Below are 17,823 nucleotides of genomic sequence, written 5' to 3'. Positions count from 1 at the left end.
GACCCCGGCATGTCGGCGCCAGTGGCCTAACTGCATGATTGGTTGACGTGACTGACCTGGAGATGAATCCCCCTGGAGGCGCTCCGGCCGAAAGCCCGGCGGTCATTCGCTCGTACGTGGCCATCGGCGACAGCCTGACCGAAGGCCTCGACGACCGCCGCCCCGGCGGCGGCTACCGGGGCTTCGCCGACCGCCTCGCCGAACACCTGGGAACGTGCACGCCCGGCCTGCGCTACGCCAACCTCGCGGTGCGCGGTCGGCGCATGCGCCACATTTTCGGCGAACAGCTCGACCGCACCCTCGCCTTCCGGCCCGACCTCGTCACCGTGCACGCGGGCGGCAACGACGTCCTGCGGCCCAACACCGACCTCGACGCCCTCGCCGCCGAGTTCGAGGCCGGTGTCCGGCGGCTGCGCGACGCCGGGATCCGGGTGGTCATCCTCTCCGGCCACGACACCGGCTGGATCCCCGTGCTGCGCGCCTACCGCGGGCGGATCGCGGTGTTCAGCATGCACCTGCGGGCGATCGCCGATCGCACGAGCAGCGACATCGTCGACCTGTGGTCGATGACCGCCCTCAACGACCCCCGGTCCTGGAGCGCCGACCGGCTGCACTTCAACGCCGACGGCCACCGCATCGTCGCCGCGCGCATCGCCGAGGTGCTGGGGACCCCCATGGGGCCGCGGGAGGTCTGGGCGCGCCCCTGGGACACCCCGCCCGAGCGGCTGCCGCGCATCCTGCGCCGCCGCGAGAACCTGCGGTGGACCCGCCAGTACCTGGTCCCCTGGCTCAGCCGGCGCGCCATGGGGCGCTCCACCGGCGACGGCCGGGTGCCCAAGCGCCCCGACCTCACCGTCCTCAGCGGGGAGCGGCCCTGCCCGCCGGACACCCCGGGCAACGGCCTGCCCCGCTCCTGACCCGCCCGCCCCGGCACGGCGACCGGCCGGGGCCTGCGGGTCAGCCGTGCGCCAGGCTGCGGATCAGGTCGCCGACGTGCACCACCCCGGTGCACTGGCCGAACTCGTTCACCGTCACCAGGTCGTCGTAGACGCGCTCCCGGTCGGCGCCGGCGGCGCGCAGCGCCTCCATCGCGCGGAATCCGCGCGGGACCGTGCGGGGCGGGTCGGCCAGCCGGCGCGCCGGGCGCTTGGCGTGCAGCGCGTGCCCGTAGGGCCCGGTGATGGCCAGCAGGAACCGCGTCCGGTCCAGCAGCGCGATGGGGCGCTCGGCGTGGTCGATGAGGACCACGCTCGTCAGGGCCGTGTCGTTGGTGAACGCCTCCAGCACGTCCTCGGCCGTCGCATCGTTGGCCATGGCCACCGGGGGCAGCACGAACTCCGCGATCGAGGGCCCGTTGTCACCGGGCGCCGCGGAGGCCGCCGAGGCCACGGCGGTGTCGGGGACGGGACGGATCCGGTCGCCGGGGCTCCACTGGTCGTCGGCGAAGAGCGGGCCGTGGGCGAGCCGGATGCCGATCTCCCGCAGCCGCAGCAGCTGCGGCACCGAGTCGACCCCGGTGGCCAGCAGGAACGCCCCGGTGCCCTGGGCGATGCGCGCCAGGCCCTCCACCATCGCGGTGCGCCGGTCGTCGCCGGGGACGCCCGCGGTCAGCTTCGGGTCCAGCCGCACCAGGAACGGGTCGGCCTCCAGGAACAGGTCGGGGGCGATCGAGGAGGTGCCCAGCGCGCAGCGGAACCCCAGCCCGCGCGCCCGGGTGATCCCGCGTACGAGATCGCGCCGGGGCAGGGTGCCGATGTCGGCGCCGAGCATGAGCGTGACGTCGCGGGGCCGCCGCCCGGCCCGCCGAAGGCCGCGCTCGACCAGCCGGAACAGTTCGGGGTCGGCGCCGGCGACCGCCGCCGCGGGCAGCGGGAGGACCAGCGGGAGCAGCGATTCCAGGGAGGTCATCCGGCGTGTCAGGCGGGCCAGCAGCTCGGCCTGGGCGGCGGGGTCGTCGGCGGGGGCGGAGACGGGGCTTTCCACTTCCACCGCGAGTACGGACCCGGAGTCCAGATCGACGACCGGCCGCATGACCGGGGCACCGCCGGGGCCGTCTCCCGGGCCGTCGCTCCTGGTGGCGCCGTCACCGGGGGTCATGCCACCGGCGGCGAGGGACGAGGAGGACACCCCTCCATCTTCACCGCGCCGCACGGCACTGTCAGGCGCGATGACCCGGAGTTCCCGCGAACTTCGCCGCCGGGACCGGAACCGTTAACCAGGTTCGGACACGCTCCGTAACGAAAACGGCGGTGACCGGGGAGTCCCCGGTCACCGCCGCAACCACGTCTTAGCGCCTACACCCGCCGGAAGGCGAGGGCGATGTTGTGGCCGCCGAACCCGAACGACTCGTTCAGCGCCGCGATCGCGTCGGCCGGCAGGTCGCGCGGCTTGTCCCGCACGATGTCGACCCGGACGCCGGAGTCGAGGTTCTCGATGTTGATGGTCGGCGGGATCCGCCCCTCGTGCAGCGCCAGGACGGTCGCGATCGACTCCACGGCGCCGGCGCCGCCGAGCAGGTGCCCGGTCATGGACTTGGTGGAGGTGACGGAGACCTCGTCGGCCGCGGCGTCGCCCAGAGCGGAGCGGATGGCGATGGTCTCGCCGACGTCCCCGGCCGGGGTCGAGGTGGCGTGCGCGTTGACGTGCGCGATGTCCGACGGCTTGAGGTCGGCGTCGGCCAGCGCCATGGTGATGGCCCGCGCCTGGCCGACACCCTCGGGGTCGGGCTGCACGATGTCGTGGGAGTCGTTGGTGTACCCGGCGCCGGCGGCCACCGCGTAGATGCGGGCGCCCCGGGCGCGGGCGTGCTCGGCGCTCTCCAGGACGACGATGCCGGCGCCCTCGCCCATGACGAAGCCGTCGCGGTCGGCGTCCCACGGGCGCGAGGCGCGCTGCGGGTCGTCGTTGCGGGTCGACAGCGCCCGCATGGAGGCGAAGGACGCGATGTTCAGCGGGTGGATGGCGGCTTCGGTGCCGCCGGCGATGACGACGTCGGCGCGGCCCGCGCGGATCATCCCGATCGCGTCGGCGATGGCCTCGGCGCTGGACGCGCAGGCGCTCACGGGGGCGTGCGCCCCGGCGCGGGCGGTGAACTCCAGGGCGACGGCGGCCGAGGGGCTGTTGGGCATGAGCATCGGCACGGTGAACGGCGAGACGCGCTGCCAGCCCCGCTCACGGAAGGTGTCGTACTGCTCCAGGATGGTGAGGATGCCGCCGATGCCGCTGGAGACCACCACCCCCAGCCGCAGCGGGTCCATCTCGGGCGCGCCGGCGTCGTCCCACGCCTCCTGCGCGGCGATCAGCGCGAACTGCTGCGTGCGGTCGAGCCTGCGCAGGCGCTGCCGGGGCAGCTTCTCCTTGGGGTCGACCGCCGCCTGGCCGGCGAAGTGGACCGGCAGCACATCGTGCCAGTCCTCGGGGAGCGCCGTGATACCGGACCGACCTTCGAGAAGCGCGGACCAGGTCGTGGCGACGTCACCTCCCAGCGGGGTGGTGGCGCCGAGGCCAGTGACGACGACTTCGGTGGGACTCATTGGCCTTATCGCCCTTCTCGTCTCGTGGGTTCGGTCCCGCGGTGCGGGGGGCGGGGTACCGGGTGGGGTCTGGGCCGCCGGCGGGGGCGGCGCGGCCTGCCGGGCGGCCGCGGCCGGACGGGGTCCGGCGCGGGCCGCGCCCGCCCGGCAGGCGGAGAACCGCGGAAGAAGTGCCGCTACTTCTGGGACTTCTGGACGAAGTTGACGACGTCCTGGACCGTCGTGAGCTCCTTCAGCCGGTCGTCGGGGATCTCGGCGCCGAACTTGTCCTGCGCGGCGACCGCGATCTCCACCATGGAGAGGGAGTCGATGTCGAGGTCGTCGACGAAGTTCTTCTCCGCGGTGACCTCTGCGGCCGGGACACCCGCGATCTCGTCGATGATCTCGCCGAGGCCTTCGAGGATCTCCTGCTCAGAGTGCTGCGCCATGTTGGGGTTTCTCCTTGGGTCTTCGTGCGGTCGTACGTTCGCCGTGGGACCTGCGCGCGAGCGCGCGCCGGCCGGGGTCCACGGATGTCTAGGGAATCTCCAGCACCTGGGCCGCGTAGGTGAGCCCCGCGCCGTATCCCAGGGTGAGCACGGTGCTCCCCGAGGGCAGTTCGCCGCGGCCGGCCATGCGCGAGAGCGCAAGGGGGACGGATGCCGACGAAGTGTTGCCCGCCGTGACAATATCGCGGGCGATGATCGCCTGCGGCGCGCCCAGCTTGCGGGCGATGGCCTCGACGATACGCAGGTTGGCCTGGTGGGGGACGAACGCCGTCAGCTCCGACGGCTCGACGCCCGCGCGCCGCAGCGCCTCCAGGGCCACCGGGTAGAGCTGGGTGGTGGTCCACCGGAAGACCGCCTGGCCCTCCTGGGTCAGGTACTTGCCGTCGCGCAGGTGGATCTTGTCGGCCTGGTCGCCCGCGCTGCCCCACACCACCGGGCCGATGCCCGGGGTGTCGGCGGCCGAGACCACCGCCGCGCCCGCGCCGTCGGCGAAGATCACGCAGGTGGTGCGGTCGTCCCAGTCGAGCCAGTCCGACAGCTTCTCGGAGCCGATGACCAGCGCGTTGGTGGCCGACCCCGCGCGCACGGCGTCGGCGGCCACGCCCAGCGCGTAGCAGAACCCCGCGCAGGCGGCGTTGACGTCGAACGCCCCGGGCGCGCTGATCCCCAGCCGGGCGGCGACGCTGGCGGCGGCGTTGGGGATCTGGTCGGTCTGGGTGCAGGTGGCGACGATCACCAGGTCGATGTCGGAAGGGTCGAGGCCCCCGGCCGCCAGCGCCTTGCCGCCCGCCGCCGCGGCCATGCTGACCACGGTGTCGTCGGCGCCGGCGATGCGGCGCTCTCTGATGCCGACGCGGCTCTGGATCCATTCGTCTGAGGTGTCCACCCGCCGGGCAAGGTCGTCGTTGGTGACGACGTTGCTGGGCTGGTACTCCCCGAGCGCGACCAGGCGCGCTCCGGGGGCCCCGGGAGTCAGGTTCATTCGGGCAGGCCTTCCTGGTCGACGGGGGTGCGACCGGCGTGTTCCTTGATCAGATCGCGTGCCGCGTCGAGGTCGTCGGGGGTCTTGACGGCCAGGCGCTCGACGCCGCGCAGGGAGCGCTTCGCCAAGCCGACCAGGGTTCCGGCCGGGGGCAGCTCGATGAGGGCGGTGACCCCGAGGTCCGCGAGGGTCTGGGTGCAGGCGTCCCAGCGGACCGGAGAGCTGATCTGGGAGACGAGCCGGTCGAGGTACTCGCGCCCGCTGCCCACCACCGCGCCGTCGCGGTTGGACAGCAGGCGGGTGCGGGGGTCGGCGGCCTCGGTGGTCGCGGCGATCCGCTCGACGCGCTCCACCGCGGGTGCCATGTGGTGGGTGTGGAACGCCCCGGCCACCGACAGGGAGCGCAGCCGCGCTCCTTCGGGCCGGTTCTCCGCCAGGGCGGCGAGCTGCTCGGTGGTCCCGGCGGCGACGATCTGGCCGGCGCCGTTGTCGTTGGCGGGGGTCAGCCCGTGGGCCTCCAGGGCGGCCAGAACGGTTTCGCGGTCGCCGCCGAGGACGGCGGTCATCCCGGTGGCGATGGTCGACGACGCCTCGGCCATGCCGCGGCCGCGCTCGGCGACCAGGCCGAGGGCGGCCTCGGGGGTGAGCACGCCGGCGACACCTGCGGCGGTGAACTCGCCGACACTGTGGCCGGCGACCGCGTCGATCGCGCCCGGGGCGTCGTCGAGGTCGCCGAAGAGCGCGATGGCAGCGGCGAGTCCCGCGCCGACCAGCAGGGGCTGGGCGATCGCGGTGTTGCGGATCTCGTCCGCGTCGGCGGTGGTGCCGCAGCGGGCGAGGTCGAGGCCGGCGACCTCGGACCACCGGTCGAACCGCTCGGCCATGCCGGGGAGTTCGAGCCAGGGGGAGAGGAATCCGGGGACCTGGGCGCCTTGGCCGGGAGCAACGATTACAAGCACGACATCCACCTTGCCCTGTAGAACATCACCAGCTTGATGGGGACAACCACGAAGTTTAGAAGGCTCGTTTTGTCGGGGTCCTACAATCCCGGCGCTTCGGGGGCCGATTCCAGTGGAACGGGTCACGTTATGACCGCTCGGTACGCGGCCGGCGGGGGTCTGCGGCGGCCGTGTCGTCGTTCCCGCACGTCGGCGGATGCCACTCTAGGGATGGTGAGCACAGATTCCACAGATCCGCGGGACGGGGACGACACGGGGGGCGGCCCGGGGGACCGCACCGACCACGAGGCCGCCGTACGCGCGCAGACCGTCCAGCGCCTGGAGCGGTCGATGGGGGCGATCGGCACGGCGGCCGTCGCCCGCATGGAGAGCCGGCTGTCGTGGTTCCGCCGGATGTCGGCGGAGGACCGCTCCTGGGTGGGGCTGGTGGCGCAGTCCGGCGTCGCGGCGTTCGTCGACTGGTTCAAGACACCGGGGCGCGGGCGCCCGCCGATAACGGTCGAGGTGTTCGGCACCGCGCCGCGCGAACTCACCCGATCGGTCACCCTCTTGCAGACCGTGGACATGATCCGGGTCGTCATCGACGTGGTCGAGAACCAGGTCGACGAGCTGGCCGCCCCCGGAGGCGAGCAGCAGCTGCTGGAGGCGGTCCTGCGCTACACGCGCGAGGTGGCGTTCAGCTCCGCCAAGGTCTACGCGCGCGCCGCCGAGGCCCGCGGCTCCTGGGACGCCAGGCTGGAGGCGCTGATCGTCGACGCCCTCCTGCACGGCGACCACGAGGACGGGCTGCCGACCTGGGGGTCGGCGCTGGGCTGGTCGAAGACGCCGGTGATCGCCGTCGCCGGGGGGCTGGGCGGGCTCGACCGCGACAGCGTGCTCGACGACCTGCGCGCGGCGGCCCGCCGCGGCGGCCACGACGTCATCGCCGGGGCGCAGGGCGAGCGGGTGGTCGTGGTGGTCGGCCTGGCCGAGGACGCCGCCGACGACACGGCGCGCCTGCGCGCCGCCGAGGCGCTGGCCGGGCTGTTCGGTGAGGGGCCGGTGGTGGTCGGGCCGCCCGCCCCCGACCTGCACGCGGCCGGGGAATCGGTGCGCGCCGCGGTCAGCGGGCTGCGCGCCTCGGTCGCCTGGCCCGACGCGCCGCGGCCCGTTGCGGCCGAGGACCTGCTGCCCGAACGGGCCCTGGAGGGCGACGCCGCGGCCCGCCGCCGGCTCGTGGAGCAGATCTACCTGCCGCTGCGCGCCGCCGGGTCGCCGCTGCTGGACACGCTGTCGGTGTACCTGGAGCACGCGTCGTCGCTGGAGTCGACGGCGCGCATGCTGTTCGTGCACCCCAACACCGTGCGGTACCGGTTGAGCCGGATCGCCGAGCTGACCGGGTACCTCCCCTCCGACGGGCGCGGCTCGTTCGTCCTGCGGGTCGCGGTGACCCTGGGCCGGCTGACGGAGCGGGGGAGGCCGACGGCGGTGTGAGGGCACCGCGGGGACGCCCCTGCGGGTGGAGGGAGCCCCGCTGGGGGCGCCCATCGGGCCGATCGGGAAAAACCACCTGATCTGGTGTGATTCACCGGGAACCTGAGGTTTTCCCCCGCCGTTGCCGGGGAGGAGGCACAGCGGGACCCCTTCCGGAAGGAGCGCGCGGCAGGGCGTCCTCCGGCTCACCTGGAGGGCGGCAGATCGCCGCACGCGTGCGTCAACCGGGGGCGGGCCCCGGGCGTCCAGCCTCCTGAGAGACCGATCCGATGCGGGCCGGCCTGGTGTGCGGACGTGCAATTGCCGATAACGTATCCGGTGAGCGATTGGTCACGACCCGTACACGATTCCGGTCGGCGGTCCCCGGGTGTCGCCGTCCCCGGTGTGCGCACCGGTCGGCGCCCCTCGTCGGGAGGTCTCTCGCTCACGTGGTGGTAGCGCATGAGGATTGGGGGGTGCTTGGCCGTGGTGGTCGACAGGGCCGGAAAGCTGTACGCGAGATTGGTGGCGGCCGTTCAACGGCCGACCGAGTCCGGGCAGCTCTGGCGCCAAGTGCTCTTCTACCTGCCGGCCCCGATTCCGATCGTCGGCCTCGTGGCGCTCATCGTCGGCGGCGGGTTCTCCGCGCCGGGCGTGACCATCCTGCTGTCGGGGTCGGTCGCCGTGGCCGCGCTGCTGCTGGCGGTCGTCGTGCAGCCCACGCCGCTGCCCGAAGGGCTCTCCGCCGAGGCGTCGGTGCGCCGTTCGCTGCACCGGTTCCGGCAGATCACCGCGCTGCGCATCGCCCTGGCCCTGGCACCCATCGCCGTGGGCGCGGGCGCCTCCATCGCCGGGGGCGGCCTCTTCCCGCTGCTGGCGGCCCTCGTGCTGGCGTGGCCGCAGCTCGTGCTGGCCTCCCCGACCTTCTTCACGATCACGCGGGCCCGGCGCGCCATGGAGGGCTGGGGCACCAAGGCCTACCTGTGGGCGGCGCTGGCGCAGCCCGCCCCGGTCGAGTGGCCGTTCGTCACCCGCGGCGCGGCGCGCGTGCGTGAGTGGAAGGCCGAGCGGGTGCGGCGGGCGGCCGAGGCCGGATCCCGCGAGGACGACGACGCCTCTTCCGCGAGAGCGGACGACGACACCGAGCTCGACCCGTCGGGGCTGCCCGAGCGCCTTGCGGTGCCCAGTGCCGAGCCCAAGGCCGAGCCCGCCAACCTGATCCCCGGGTTCCCGGCGGCCGGTGCCGCCCCGACCGCGGCGCGGCGCATCCCCCGCACGTCCCCCGGTGCCGCCCGCCGCAAGAACCGCCCCGCACGCCCCGTCCAGCGCCCCAAGACCAAGAGCTGACGGCCCGGCGCCGGGGACCGCACGCACGGTCCCCGGCGCAGGCCCCGTCCGCCCGGGGCGTTCAGGACTCCGGGCCCGCCAGACCGGGGACGGAGATGGCGTCGAGCAGGCGCCCCCACTCCGGGTACATCGCGACCTTCTTCCCGTGCAGCGCCGCGACCTCCCCGCTGGTGCCGGGGTCCAGGTCGTCGGACATGCGCACCCCGCCGAGCTTCTCGATGTGCGGCAGGATCACGTCGTCGCCGTTGATGTGGTCGGGCTCGTGCATGTACCGCTCCAGTGCCGCCAGGTCGGCCACCCCGGCCACGTAGGTGTGCGTGTAGCCGTCGTCGGGGAGGCGGAGGTCCTCGCCGACCGCCGAGAACGCGACCGGCTCCAGTGATGCCGTGCGGCGCATGGTCGCCAGGACCTTCTCCTTGTCCTCCTCGGTCGTGCCGTCCTTGAAGCTGAAGCGCAGGATGTTGACGATCACGGACGTGCTCCTTCATGCCGATGTGCTACTAAACGGAACAGAAAACTGAACCGGTGGGTTCAGTCTGCGGATCATGGGCGGGATGTGCAAGTCGGGTCCAGGGAACTGAACCCGCGGGTAAGGGTTCCGGCCGGCGTGCGCTAGCATGCGGGCATGGCAGGGACGACGGCATCGGCCGGACGCGCGGCGCCGCGCGGGCGCATCGACAAGCGGCAGGCGATCCTCGACGCCGCCTTCACCGTCTTCGCCCGGCGCGGGTACGGCCAGGCCTGCGTGAAGGAGATCGCCGAGACCGCGGGCGTGGCCAAGCCGACCGTCTACAACCACCTCAACGACAAGGAGACCCTGTTCCGCAACGCCGTGGAGGCCGCGGCGGACACGGTGATGGGGGAGAACCTCGCCGCCGCCGAGCGGCTGCGCGACCCCGGTGACGACCCCCGGGCCGCCCTCGACGACACCGCGCTCCGGCTCCTGCGGGTGTGCTGCTCGGAGCGCGCCCGTGCGCTGCGCTGGCTGACCTACGAACAGGTGGGGCGCTTCCCTGACCTGATCGAGACCGTGCAGGGGCGCACATCGGGGCGGCTCTGCGACGCGCTGGCCGACCGGTTCGCGCGGCTCTCGCTGTCGGGGTTCCTGCGCCCGTGCGATCCCGCGCAGGCCGCGGAGCAGTTCCTCGCGCTGCTCACCGCCCCGATCGAGGGGCGGTCGCGGCTGGGGACCCGCCCGGTCCCCGCCGCCGAGGTGCGCACCGTGGCCGGGGCCGCGGTCGAGACCTTCGTCCGCGCCTACGGGGCACCCGGCGCGGGCGCGGCCTGACCCCCGGGCTGCGTCCCCGCCGCTAGGAGTCGGGGTCCCGGCCGGCCTCCCGGTCGGTGAAGGCCTGGACGAGCTGTTTCTCGGCGGTGTCCAGGTAGTCCGCCAGCCGCGCCTCGGCGGCGGCGGGGCGCCCGGCCGCCAGCTCCTCGTAGATGCTCCGATTGAGCTCCAGGTAGGGCACGTGGTAGGTGTGCGGGTCCGCCATCACGTGGAAGACCAGGCGCAGCTCGGCCAGGATCTGCCGCATGATCTCGTCGATGCGCGGACTGCCGCTCAGCCCGGCGACCGCCTGGTGGAAGTGCATGTTCGCGGTGCCCAGCCCCCACCAGTCGCCCCGGTCGTAGGCCGCGGTGCCGGCCGCCACGGCCGCGCCCACCGCGTCCACCGCCGCGGGCGGCGCCCCTGCGGCGCCGCGCAGGGCGGCGAGCTCCAGTGAGCGCCGGACCCGGAACAGGTCCACCACGTCGGCCAGGCCCGGGTGGGCGACGAACACGCCGCGGTTGAACTCGTGGACGAGCAGCCGCTCGTGGCCCAGCAGCCGGAACGCCTCACGGAGCGTGTTGCGCGAGACCCCGAGTCTGCGGCCGATCTTCTCCTCCGACAGCCGCGTCCCCGGCGGCAGCGCCCCCTTGATGACGTACTCCCGCAGCCTGTCGGCGACCCGCTCGGCGGTGCTCGACCGCTCCAGGCCCTCGCCGACGTCGGGTATCCCGTCGATCCAGTCGCCCGCCACCGCCACACCGGCTCCTCGTCATCGTCGCCTGGAGCCCGGGTTCCGGCCTCCATGTCCATTGTCACGGACGGTACGCGCGCCTCCGCCCTCAGGGTGCGGCGCGCGGCGATACGCGATCGTCATCGTCGGACATCTTCTTGAAATTGAAGTATTGGAGTATTGTTCAACAATACGGCGTTGTGGTCGCCGTCACCCCGGCGGACGCCCCCGTCCCCCTCACCACCGCGGAGGCTCATGATGAGCGAGTCCCCCCAAGCGCCCCCTCGGCCGCGCGCCAAGCGCGTCTTCCTCAGCAGCGGGCTGCTCGGCGCAATGTTCCTGATGGCCACCAGCGCCATCGGTCCGGGTTTCATCACCCAGACCACCACCTTCACCGCCCAACTCGGCGCCACCTTCGCCTTCGCGATCCTGGTGTCGATCCTCGTGGACATCGCCGTCCAGCTGAACATCTGGCGGGTCATCGGGGTCTCCGGCACCCGCGCCCAAGACCTCGCCAACCAGGTCCTGCCCGGCGCCGGATACGTGCTCGCCGCGCTGATCATCTTCGGCGGGCTCGTCTTCAACGTCGGCAACGTCGCCGGCACCGCGCTCGGCCTCGATGCGCTCGCCGGCATCGACGCCCGGATCGGCGGGGCCGTCTCCGCCGCCCTGGCCATAGCGCTCTTCCTGGCCAAGCGCGCCGGCGCCGCCATGGACCGCATCCTGATCGCCCTCGGCCTGCTGATGATCGGCCTCACCCTGTACGCGGCGGTCGTCTCCGGCCCGCCCGTCGGCGACGCCCTTGTCCAGTCGGTCCTGCCCGAACGGCTCGATTCCGACGTCTTCCTGGCGACGGTGACCATCATCGGCGGGACCGTCGGCGGCTACATCACCTACGCGGGTGCGCACCGGCTGGTGGAATCCGGCCTGGGCGGGCACGAGAACGCCGATGCGGTGACCCGCACCTCCGTCACCGGGATCATCGTCACCGGCGTCATGCGCGTGCTGCTGTTCCTGGCGGTCCTCGGCGTGGTCGCCGGCGGCGCCGCCATCCTCGACGCCCCCAACCCGCCGGCCGAGGCGTTCCGCCAGGCCGCCGGCGAGGTCGGGCTGCGGCTGTTCGGCGTCATCATGTGGGCGGCGGCGATCTCCTCGGTCATCGGCGCGTCCTACACGTCGGTCTCCTTCGTCACCACCTTCTCCGCGCGCCTGGAGCGCGCCAAGGGCTGGCTGGTCGCCGGGTTCATCGCCGTCTCCACCGTCATCTACCTGCTCCTGGGGCAGGCGCCCGCCACGCTCCTCATCCTGGCCGGCGCCCTCAACGGGCTCATCCTCCCGGTGGGGCTGGGCATCATGCTCTGGGTGGCCGCGCGCCGGTCCCACGACCTGCTCGGCGGATACCGGTACCCGAAGTGGCTGCTGGGCATCGGCGTCGCGGCGTGGCTGCTCACCCTCTACATCGCCGCCAACGCCCTCACCGGCATCGCCGACCTCTGGCAGTGACCACCCCGCCCCGAGGGCGGCCCGCGACCCCCGACACCTTGGAGGCTGCCGTGCACATCGACCTCAACTCCGACATGGGCGAGAGCTTCGGACGCTGGACGCTGGGCGACGACGAAGCGCTCCTGTCCGTCGTCACCAGCGCGAACGTCGCCTGCGGCTCCCACGCCGGCGACCCCTCCGTACTGCGGCGCACCTGCGAGCAGGCCGCCGCCCGCGGGGTGGCCATCGGCGCGCACGTGGGCTACCGCGACCTCGCGGGGTTCGGGCGGCGCTTCATCGACGTGCCGCCCGCCGAGCTCGCCGACGACATCGTCTACCAGCTCGGCGCGCTGGACGCCTTCGCCCGGATCGCCGGCGACCGCGTCCGCTACGTCAAACCCCACGGTGCCCTCTACAACGCCATCGTGCACCACGAGGAGCAGGCCGCCGCCGTCGTGGCGGCGGTCCGCGCCTACGACCCCGGGCTGCCGGTGCTGGGCCTGCCCGGATCGGCGTGGCTGCGACTCGCCGACGAGGCCGGCCTGCCCACCGTGCGCGAGGCGTTCGCCGACCGCGCCTACACCCCCGGAGGGACCCTCGTCTCGCGGCGCGAGCCCGGCGCGGTGCTCGACGACCCGGAGAAGGTGGCCGCCCGCTGCCTCGACATCGTCGAAGGGCGGCCCATCCCGGCGGCGGACGGCACCCCGGTGCGCATCGAGGCCGACTCGCTGTGCGTCCACGGCGACAGCCCCGGCGCGGTGCAGATGGCCCAGGCGGTCTCCGGCGCCCTGTCCGCCGCGGGCGTGCGCCTCGCCCCCTTCGCCCCGGCGGCCGCGGACCGGCCGGGAACCGAGGGGCGGCCGTGCGTGCACTGACCTGTGCCGACAACGGCGTCCTGGTCGAGGTCGCCGACTTCGACGCGGTGCTGGCGCTCCAGGCGGAGCTGGCCGCCGCGCCCCTGCCCGGGGTCACCGAGATCATCCCGGCGGCCCGCACGGTGCTGCTGCGCATCGAACCCGGCCGCGCCGAGGCGGTCGCGGCGGCGGTGAGCCGGCTGCGCCCCCGCTCCGGGAGCCGTACCGATCAGGGGGAGGTCGTCCTGGACGTCGCCTACGACGGCGCCGACCTGGCCGACATCGCCGCGGCCACCGGGCTGACCGAGCGTGAAGTCGTGGCCGCCCACACCGGGGCCGCGTGGACCGTCGCCTTCTGCGGTTTCGCGCCCGGCTTCGGCTACCTGGTGGGCGACGACCCGCGGCTGCACGTCCCCCGCCGGAAGGAGGCCCGGACCCGGGTCCCCGCCGGTGCGGTGGCGCTGGCCGGGGAGTTCACCGGGGTCTACCCGCGCAGCTCCCCGGGCGGATGGCAGCTCCTGGGCCGCACCGAGGCCCCGATCTGGGACCTCGACCGCGACCCCCCGGGCCTGCTGCGCCCGGGGGTACGCGTCAGGTTCCGCGAGGCGTGAGCCCGCCGACGGGGCCGAGGCGGGGTGCACGCCGGCTCTACGCGGCCGGAGCGGGTTCTACAAAAATCTACATTGCAAAGGTAGTGGCTGTGACTTTCCGGTGATCGACGGTGGCAGCCCGTGTCCGGACGAGGACGGCGTCGGGACACGGCCGTCGGCACGGAGGGCCGTTCCCGCGTCCCCCGCCGTGTGGCGGGGGACGCGGACGGCCCCCGTTGCGGTCCGAACGGCGCGGGCCGCTGCCGGGCGGACAACGGGGCGCCGCGGGCGCGCCGGAACGGCGGCCGGCGGCCCGGGGAGCCGCCTGGGGAGCCGGGGGACACACCGCCCCGCACAACGGACAACGGACAACGGACACGCGCGGCCCGATCGGCCGCGTCCGGCAGGAAGGGAGACGGGCGCCACGATGGCAGCCCTGGAAGTGCTGGAGACCGGCCCGTTCACAACGGTGCAGGACGCCGGCAGATTCGGCCACGCCGCGCTCGGGGTGGGGCGCTCGGGCGCCGCCGACATCGCGGCATACGCCCTGGCCAACCGCCTGGTGGCCAACCCGCCCGGCGCCGCCGCGCTGGAGACCACCTACGGCGGCCTGCGCGTGCGCGCCCACGGCGCGCTCACCCTCGCCGTCACCGGGGCGACCTGCACCGTGGACGCGGGCGGGCGCGGCGGCGCCACCGACTGCGTCCTGCGCCTGGCGGACGGCGCGGAACTGCGGCTGGGGCCGCCCGCTCGCGGGCTGCGCAGCTACGTCGCCGTGCGCGGGGGCATCGACGTCGCTCCCGTCCTCGGCTCGCGCAGCACCGACACCCTCGCCGGGCTCGGACCCGAACGCCCGGTCCCCGGCGCGCTGCTGCCCGTCGGCGCGGCCCCGGAGGGGTTCCCCTCCGTCGACTGCGCCCCGGTGCCGCCGCCGCCCGGCGCCGACCTCCACCTGCGCGCCGTCCTGGGACCCCGCGACGACTGGTTCACCGCGGAGGCCGTGGAGACCCTGTTCTCCCGCCCCTACACGGTGACCGACCGCAGCGACCGCGTCGGCGCCCGTCTCTCAGGCCCCGCTCTGCCGCGGACCCGCCACGACGAACTGCCCAGCGAGGGCATGGTCCCCGGCTCCGTGCAGGTTCCCGCCGACGGCGACCCCGTCCTGTTCCTCGCCGACCACCCCGTGACCGGCGGCTACCCGGTCATCGCCGTGGTCACCGCCGCCGATGTCTCCCGCGCCGCCCAGGCCCGGCCCGGCACCCGCCTGTGGTTCCACCGTTGAGAAAGGGCAGAATCCGATGACACCGACACCGCGGGCTCCGTCCCCCGCTCAGGCCGCAGCCCTCGGCCCCGCCGGGGCACGGGGGCTGTTCCGGTCCGGGCTGGCCGTGCCGACGTCCGGCTACGCCGCCGGATACACCCAGGCCAACCTGATCGCGCTGCCGCGCGACCTCGCGTTCGACTTCCTGCTGTTCGCCCAGCGCAACCCGAAGCCCTGCCCCGTCCTCGACGTCACCGAGCCCGGCGAGGTGAGCGCGTCGATCTTCGGCGGGGACCTGCGCACCGACCTGCCCGCCTACCGCGTCTACACCGACGGCGTCCTGACCGCGGAGGCGACCGACGTGCGCGAGGTGTGGCGCGACGACCTCGTGGCGTTCCTCATCGGATGCAGCTTCACCTTCGAGACCCCGCTGCTGGAGGCCGGAATCCCGGTCCGCCACCTCGAGACCGGCTCCAATGTCCCGATGTACCGGACCGACCGCCCCTGCCGCCCCGCGGGGCGGCTGTCCGGGCCGCTCGTGGTGTCCATGCGGCCGGTCCCCGCCGACCGGGTGGCCGACGCGGTGCGCATCACGTCGCGCTACCCCGCGGTGCACGGCGCCCCGGTGCACGTGGGCGACCCGGCGGGGCTGGGGATCGCCGACCTCGGCCGCCCCGACTTCGGCTCCCCGGTCGACGTGCGACCGGGGGAGGTTCCGGTGTTCTGGGCCTGCGGCGTCACCCCTCAGGCGGCGGTCATGGCCTCCCGCCCGGAGTTCGCGATCGCGCACGCTCCGGGGCACATGGCCGTCACCGACGTCCGCGACTCCGCCCACCAGGTGCCGTAAACGGCCGCGGACCGTGTCCGTGTTCCGGGAGTTTTCCGGCCGAGTTCCGGACACCTCCGCACGGGCGGGATCGCGCCGGGCTGCGCGCCCGGAACCCGCCCGGGAAATCGTGCTCCGCTCAGCCCGACAGGCGGTGGCGACCCAGTTGCGCGACAACGGGCCGCGCCGTCGACGCCGGCTCCCCCTCACGTGCCGGGTGGCGCGGGTCGGGGGAGTGGGACCACGCCACCTCGGCGGAGCGGCCGTCCAGGGTCAGGGCCGCCAGGGAGTTGTCGTACCAGGGACCGTCGTCGAGCCGCCAGTCCAGAGCGGGGCGGCGGACCCCGGCCGCGCGCGCCATGACCGCGCCCACCAGCGCGGTGATCCCGCGCGTGGCCAGCCAGGTCATCCGGCGCAGCATCGGGGGCATCCGGTTGCACGTGGGCGAGCAGACGAGCTGCGCGATCACGGTCCCCGCGCCCTGGGCGGCCCCCGCTGCGCGGGCCCGCGCCCGCGCCAGGTAGGAGAAGTGCACGTCGCCGCCGAGGAACAGCACGCTCGCGGGCGGTTCGCCGCGCTCGCCCGCGGCCAGCCCCGCCACGGCGTCGCCGACCGCGTGGAAGGACGCCTGGAAGGCGGCCCAGTGCTCCAGGTCGAGTTCGCGCCGCAGCCGCTCCCCGGGGCCGCGCAGCCGCTGTCCCCACGCGCCGGCGCACACCGCCTCGCTCCACGCCTCGAGGTGGTGCACGGCCTTGGGCAGCAGGAACGGCAGGGAGCCGGCGATCACCAGGTGGTCGACGCCGCCGGTGAGCTGGTGGTCGAGCCAGGCGGTGCCGTCGCGGCCCAGGATGGTGCGGCGGGCGTCGTCGGCGACGTCGCGCCCGGCGCGGGTATCGACCATGAGGATCCGGCTGCGGCCGATGTCGAAGCGGTAGCTCCAGAGGTGGTGGGCGGGGTCGTCGTCGGCGCGGCGGGCGAAGGCGTCGACGGCCGGGGCGGCGTCGCCGTCGGCCCCCGCGACCTCGGCGAACACCGGGTCGGCGGCCCGCTGGGCCCCCGAGAGGTTGCCCAGGTGCTGGTAGACCCAGTACGCGCCGAGCCCGGAGGTGATCCGCGTCCGCCACCACGCCAGGGCCGCGATATCGCTCCGCCAGGCGCCGGAGGTGTTCCAGTCGTCGCGGATGTCGTGGTCGTCGAACATCATCAGCGTGGGCACCGTGGACAGCAGCCACCGCAGGTCGGGGTCGGACCAGGCCTGGCGGTACAGCTCGGCGTACTCGTCGAAGAACACGACCTCGTCGCCGGGCGGGCCGTCGGCGCTGTTCGCGCTGTCCGTGCCGGAGGTGCCGGGAGCGCCGGGGCGCCTGCGGTGCTCGTCGAGGAACGCCTGCATGCGCGGCTGGATCTCGTCGGCGTAGATCTGGTCGCCGATGAGGAGCAGCAGCGACGGCTCGCTGTCGTCGGCCGCGCCCTCGCCGCAGCGCAGGTCCGCCAGGCGCAGGGCGTAGGCGCGCAGCATGTCGACCCCGTAGCGCGCCACCGCCCGCGCCGAGTGGTCGGTGCTGGTGTGGCAGGACCCGAACATGATGCGGGCGGGGGCGCCGTGGTCGACGGTGCGCACGAGGCTCGGCGGATACGCGGAGTCGGGCTCCGGCCAGGCCACGGCGTCGTCCACGCGTACCTCATAGGGCAGCATGGCGCCGGGCGGCAGGCCCGTCAGTTCGCACAGGGCGTAGTGGTGGCCGTGCACGGTGAAGGTGTCGGCGCGGGCGGTGTGCTCGCTCGTGGCGACCGTCACCCGGCAGGGGGCGTCGGTCTCCACCCAGATCGTCGCCGTCGTGTCCGTGACGTGCCGCAGCATCGGACCCAGCCGCAGACCAGCGCCCATGTCGGTCCCTCCACCTCCGTTTTCGCGTCCCGGCCGGGGAGGACGGGGACTCCCGCCCGGTCCGGGGCGTCCTCGAGTATGGCGGGAAGGCGGCGAAGAGTCACCCGGGCGGATCATCAGCGGGGCCGGGATCGCGACCGCTGTGGGCGGAAAGGGTTGAA

17 protein-coding genes are annotated in these 17,823 nt (G+C 74.2%); 9 read left to right on the top strand and 8 right to left on the bottom strand.

Annotation, left to right across the window (positions count from 1 at the left end):
• The first annotated feature begins 62 nt into the window (after positions 1–62).
• Positions 63–917 carry an SGNH/GDSL hydrolase family protein gene (locus ACFOVU_RS00835; protein WP_378529407.1) on the top strand — a complete coding sequence of 285 codons (855 nt, stop codon included), beginning with the start codon at positions 63–65 and terminating at the stop codon, positions 915–917.
• Between the two features lie 40 nt (positions 918–957).
• Here the strand turns inward: ACFOVU_RS00835 and ACFOVU_RS00830 are convergent, their stop codons facing one another.
• From ACFOVU_RS00830 to ACFOVU_RS00810, 5 genes are all read right to left on the bottom strand, one after another.
• The gene (locus ACFOVU_RS00830; RefSeq protein ID WP_378529315.1) at positions 958–2,127 is read right to left on the bottom strand and encodes an EAL domain-containing protein; all 1,170 of its coding nucleotides are present in this window, start codon (positions 2,125–2,127) and stop codon (positions 958–960) included.
• 167 nt (positions 2,128–2,294) lie between these two features.
• Complete coding sequence (gene fabF, locus ACFOVU_RS00825; RefSeq protein ID WP_378529314.1) at positions 2,295–3,533, bottom strand: beta-ketoacyl-ACP synthase II; 1,239 nt, start codon at positions 3,531–3,533, stop codon at positions 2,295–2,297.
• Between the two features lie 176 nt (positions 3,534–3,709).
• On the bottom strand, positions 3,710–3,961 hold the full coding sequence (locus ACFOVU_RS00820) for an acyl carrier protein (protein WP_378529313.1): 252 nt from the start codon (positions 3,959–3,961) through the stop codon (positions 3,710–3,712).
• An 88-nt stretch (positions 3,962–4,049) separates the two neighbouring features.
• On the bottom strand, positions 4,050–5,003 hold the full coding sequence (locus tag ACFOVU_RS00815) for a beta-ketoacyl-ACP synthase III (RefSeq protein ID WP_378529312.1): 954 nt from the start codon (positions 5,001–5,003) through the stop codon (positions 4,050–4,052).
• Positions 5,000–5,962: an ACP S-malonyltransferase gene (locus tag ACFOVU_RS00810; protein WP_378529311.1), complete on the bottom strand. Its 963-nt coding sequence runs from the start codon at positions 5,960–5,962 to the stop codon at positions 5,000–5,002. Before ACFOVU_RS00810 ends, ACFOVU_RS00815 begins: the two co-directional genes overlap by 4 nt.
• Before the next feature lie 210 nt (positions 5,963–6,172).
• On the opposite strand from ACFOVU_RS00810, the gene ACFOVU_RS00805 reads away from it, so the two are divergent.
• Positions 6,173–7,435, top strand: a complete 1,263-nt coding sequence (locus ACFOVU_RS00805) for a PucR family transcriptional regulator (protein ID WP_378529310.1) — start codon at positions 6,173–6,175, stop codon at positions 7,433–7,435.
• Between the two features lie 465 nt (positions 7,436–7,900).
• Positions 7,901–8,761, top strand: a complete 861-nt coding sequence (locus tag ACFOVU_RS00800; RefSeq protein WP_378529406.1) for a hypothetical protein — start codon at positions 7,901–7,903, stop codon at positions 8,759–8,761.
• A 61-nt stretch (positions 8,762–8,822) separates the two neighbouring features.
• On the opposite strand, the gene ACFOVU_RS00795 is transcribed toward ACFOVU_RS00800, so the two are convergent.
• Complete coding sequence (locus ACFOVU_RS00795; protein WP_378529309.1) at positions 8,823–9,233, bottom strand: Dabb family protein; 411 nt, start codon at positions 9,231–9,233, stop codon at positions 8,823–8,825.
• A gap of 153 nt (positions 9,234–9,386) precedes the next feature.
• Between ACFOVU_RS00795 and ACFOVU_RS00790 the strand changes: the two genes are divergently transcribed.
• Positions 9,387–10,049 carry a TetR/AcrR family transcriptional regulator gene (locus tag ACFOVU_RS00790; RefSeq protein WP_378529308.1) on the top strand — a complete coding sequence of 221 codons (663 nt, stop codon included), beginning with the start codon at positions 9,387–9,389 and terminating at the stop codon, positions 10,047–10,049.
• 22 nt (positions 10,050–10,071) lie between these two features.
• Here ACFOVU_RS00790 and ACFOVU_RS00785 read toward each other — a convergent pair whose 3' ends face one another.
• Positions 10,072–10,788 carry a GntR family transcriptional regulator gene (locus ACFOVU_RS00785; protein ID WP_378529307.1) on the bottom strand — a complete coding sequence of 239 codons (717 nt, stop codon included), beginning with the start codon at positions 10,786–10,788 and terminating at the stop codon, positions 10,072–10,074.
• Positions 10,789–11,019: 231 nt separating this feature from the next.
• On the opposite strand from ACFOVU_RS00785, the gene ACFOVU_RS00780 reads away from it, so the two are divergent.
• From ACFOVU_RS00780 to ACFOVU_RS00760, 5 genes are all read left to right on the top strand, one after another.
• Positions 11,020–12,264: an NRAMP family divalent metal transporter gene (locus ACFOVU_RS00780; RefSeq protein ID WP_378529306.1), complete on the top strand. Its 1,245-nt coding sequence runs from the start codon at positions 11,020–11,022 to the stop codon at positions 12,262–12,264.
• 50 nt (positions 12,265–12,314) lie between these two features.
• Complete coding sequence (locus tag ACFOVU_RS00775; protein ID WP_378529305.1) at positions 12,315–13,118, top strand: LamB/YcsF family protein; 804 nt, start codon at positions 12,315–12,317, stop codon at positions 13,116–13,118.
• Positions 13,106–13,708, top strand: a complete 603-nt coding sequence (locus tag ACFOVU_RS00770) for a 5-oxoprolinase subunit B family protein (protein WP_378529304.1) — start codon at positions 13,106–13,108, stop codon at positions 13,706–13,708. The genes ACFOVU_RS00775 and ACFOVU_RS00770 overlap by 13 nt, the downstream gene beginning before the upstream one ends.
• Before the next feature lie 406 nt (positions 13,709–14,114).
• Entirely contained in the window at positions 14,115–14,969 is an 855-nt protein-coding gene (locus ACFOVU_RS00765; RefSeq protein WP_378529303.1) for a 5-oxoprolinase subunit C family protein, read from the top strand.
• 16 nt (positions 14,970–14,985) lie between these two features.
• Complete coding sequence (locus ACFOVU_RS00760; RefSeq protein ID WP_378529302.1) at positions 14,986–15,795, top strand: putative hydro-lyase; 810 nt, start codon at positions 14,986–14,988, stop codon at positions 15,793–15,795.
• Positions 15,796–15,913: 118 nt separating this feature from the next.
• Here the strand turns inward: ACFOVU_RS00760 and ACFOVU_RS00755 are convergent, their stop codons facing one another.
• Positions 15,914–17,662, bottom strand: a complete 1,749-nt coding sequence (locus ACFOVU_RS00755) for an alkaline phosphatase D family protein (protein ID WP_378529301.1) — start codon at positions 17,660–17,662, stop codon at positions 15,914–15,916.
• Positions 17,663–17,823 lie beyond the last annotated feature (161 nt).

Origin of the sequence: Nocardiopsis sediminis (assembly GCF_042650565.1) — a bacterium.
Taxonomy (GTDB): domain Bacteria; phylum Actinomycetota; class Actinomycetes; order Streptosporangiales; family Streptosporangiaceae; genus Nocardiopsis_B; species Nocardiopsis_B sediminis.
Note: the sequence above shows the minus strand (reverse complement) of the source record. Positions and strands in the feature narration are given on the sequence as shown.

Bases quoted from the DNA above. Each gene is read 5' to 3' on its own strand.
- ACFOVU_RS00780 (WP_378529306.1), top strand. From the start codon at position 11,020: ATGAGCGAGTCCCCCCAAGCGCCCCCTCGGCCGCGCGCCAAGCGCGTC.
- ACFOVU_RS00765 (WP_378529303.1), top strand. From the start codon at position 14,115: ATGGCAGCCCTGGAAGTGCTGGAGACCGGCCCGTTCACAACGGTGCAG.
- ACFOVU_RS00755 (WP_378529301.1), bottom strand. From the start codon at position 17,662: ATGGGCGCTGGTCTGCGGCTGGGTCCGATGCTGCGGCACGTCACGGAC.
- ACFOVU_RS00805 (WP_378529310.1), top strand. From the start codon at position 6,173: ATGGTGAGCACAGATTCCACAGATCCGCGGGACGGGGACGACACGGGG.
- ACFOVU_RS00820 (WP_378529313.1), bottom strand. From the start codon at position 3,961: ATGGCGCAGCACTCTGAGCAGGAGATCCTCGAAGGCCTCGGCGAGATC.
- ACFOVU_RS00760 (WP_378529302.1), top strand. From the start codon at position 14,986: ATGACACCGACACCGCGGGCTCCGTCCCCCGCTCAGGCCGCAGCCCTC.
- ACFOVU_RS00790 (WP_378529308.1), top strand. From the start codon at position 9,387: ATGGCAGGGACGACGGCATCGGCCGGACGCGCGGCGCCGCGCGGGCGC.
- ACFOVU_RS00835 (WP_378529407.1), top strand. From the start codon at position 63: ATGAATCCCCCTGGAGGCGCTCCGGCCGAAAGCCCGGCGGTCATTCGC.
- fabF (WP_378529314.1), bottom strand. From the start codon at position 3,533: ATGAGTCCCACCGAAGTCGTCGTCACTGGCCTCGGCGCCACCACCCCG.
- ACFOVU_RS00815 (WP_378529312.1), bottom strand. From the start codon at position 5,003: ATGAACCTGACTCCCGGGGCCCCCGGAGCGCGCCTGGTCGCGCTCGGG.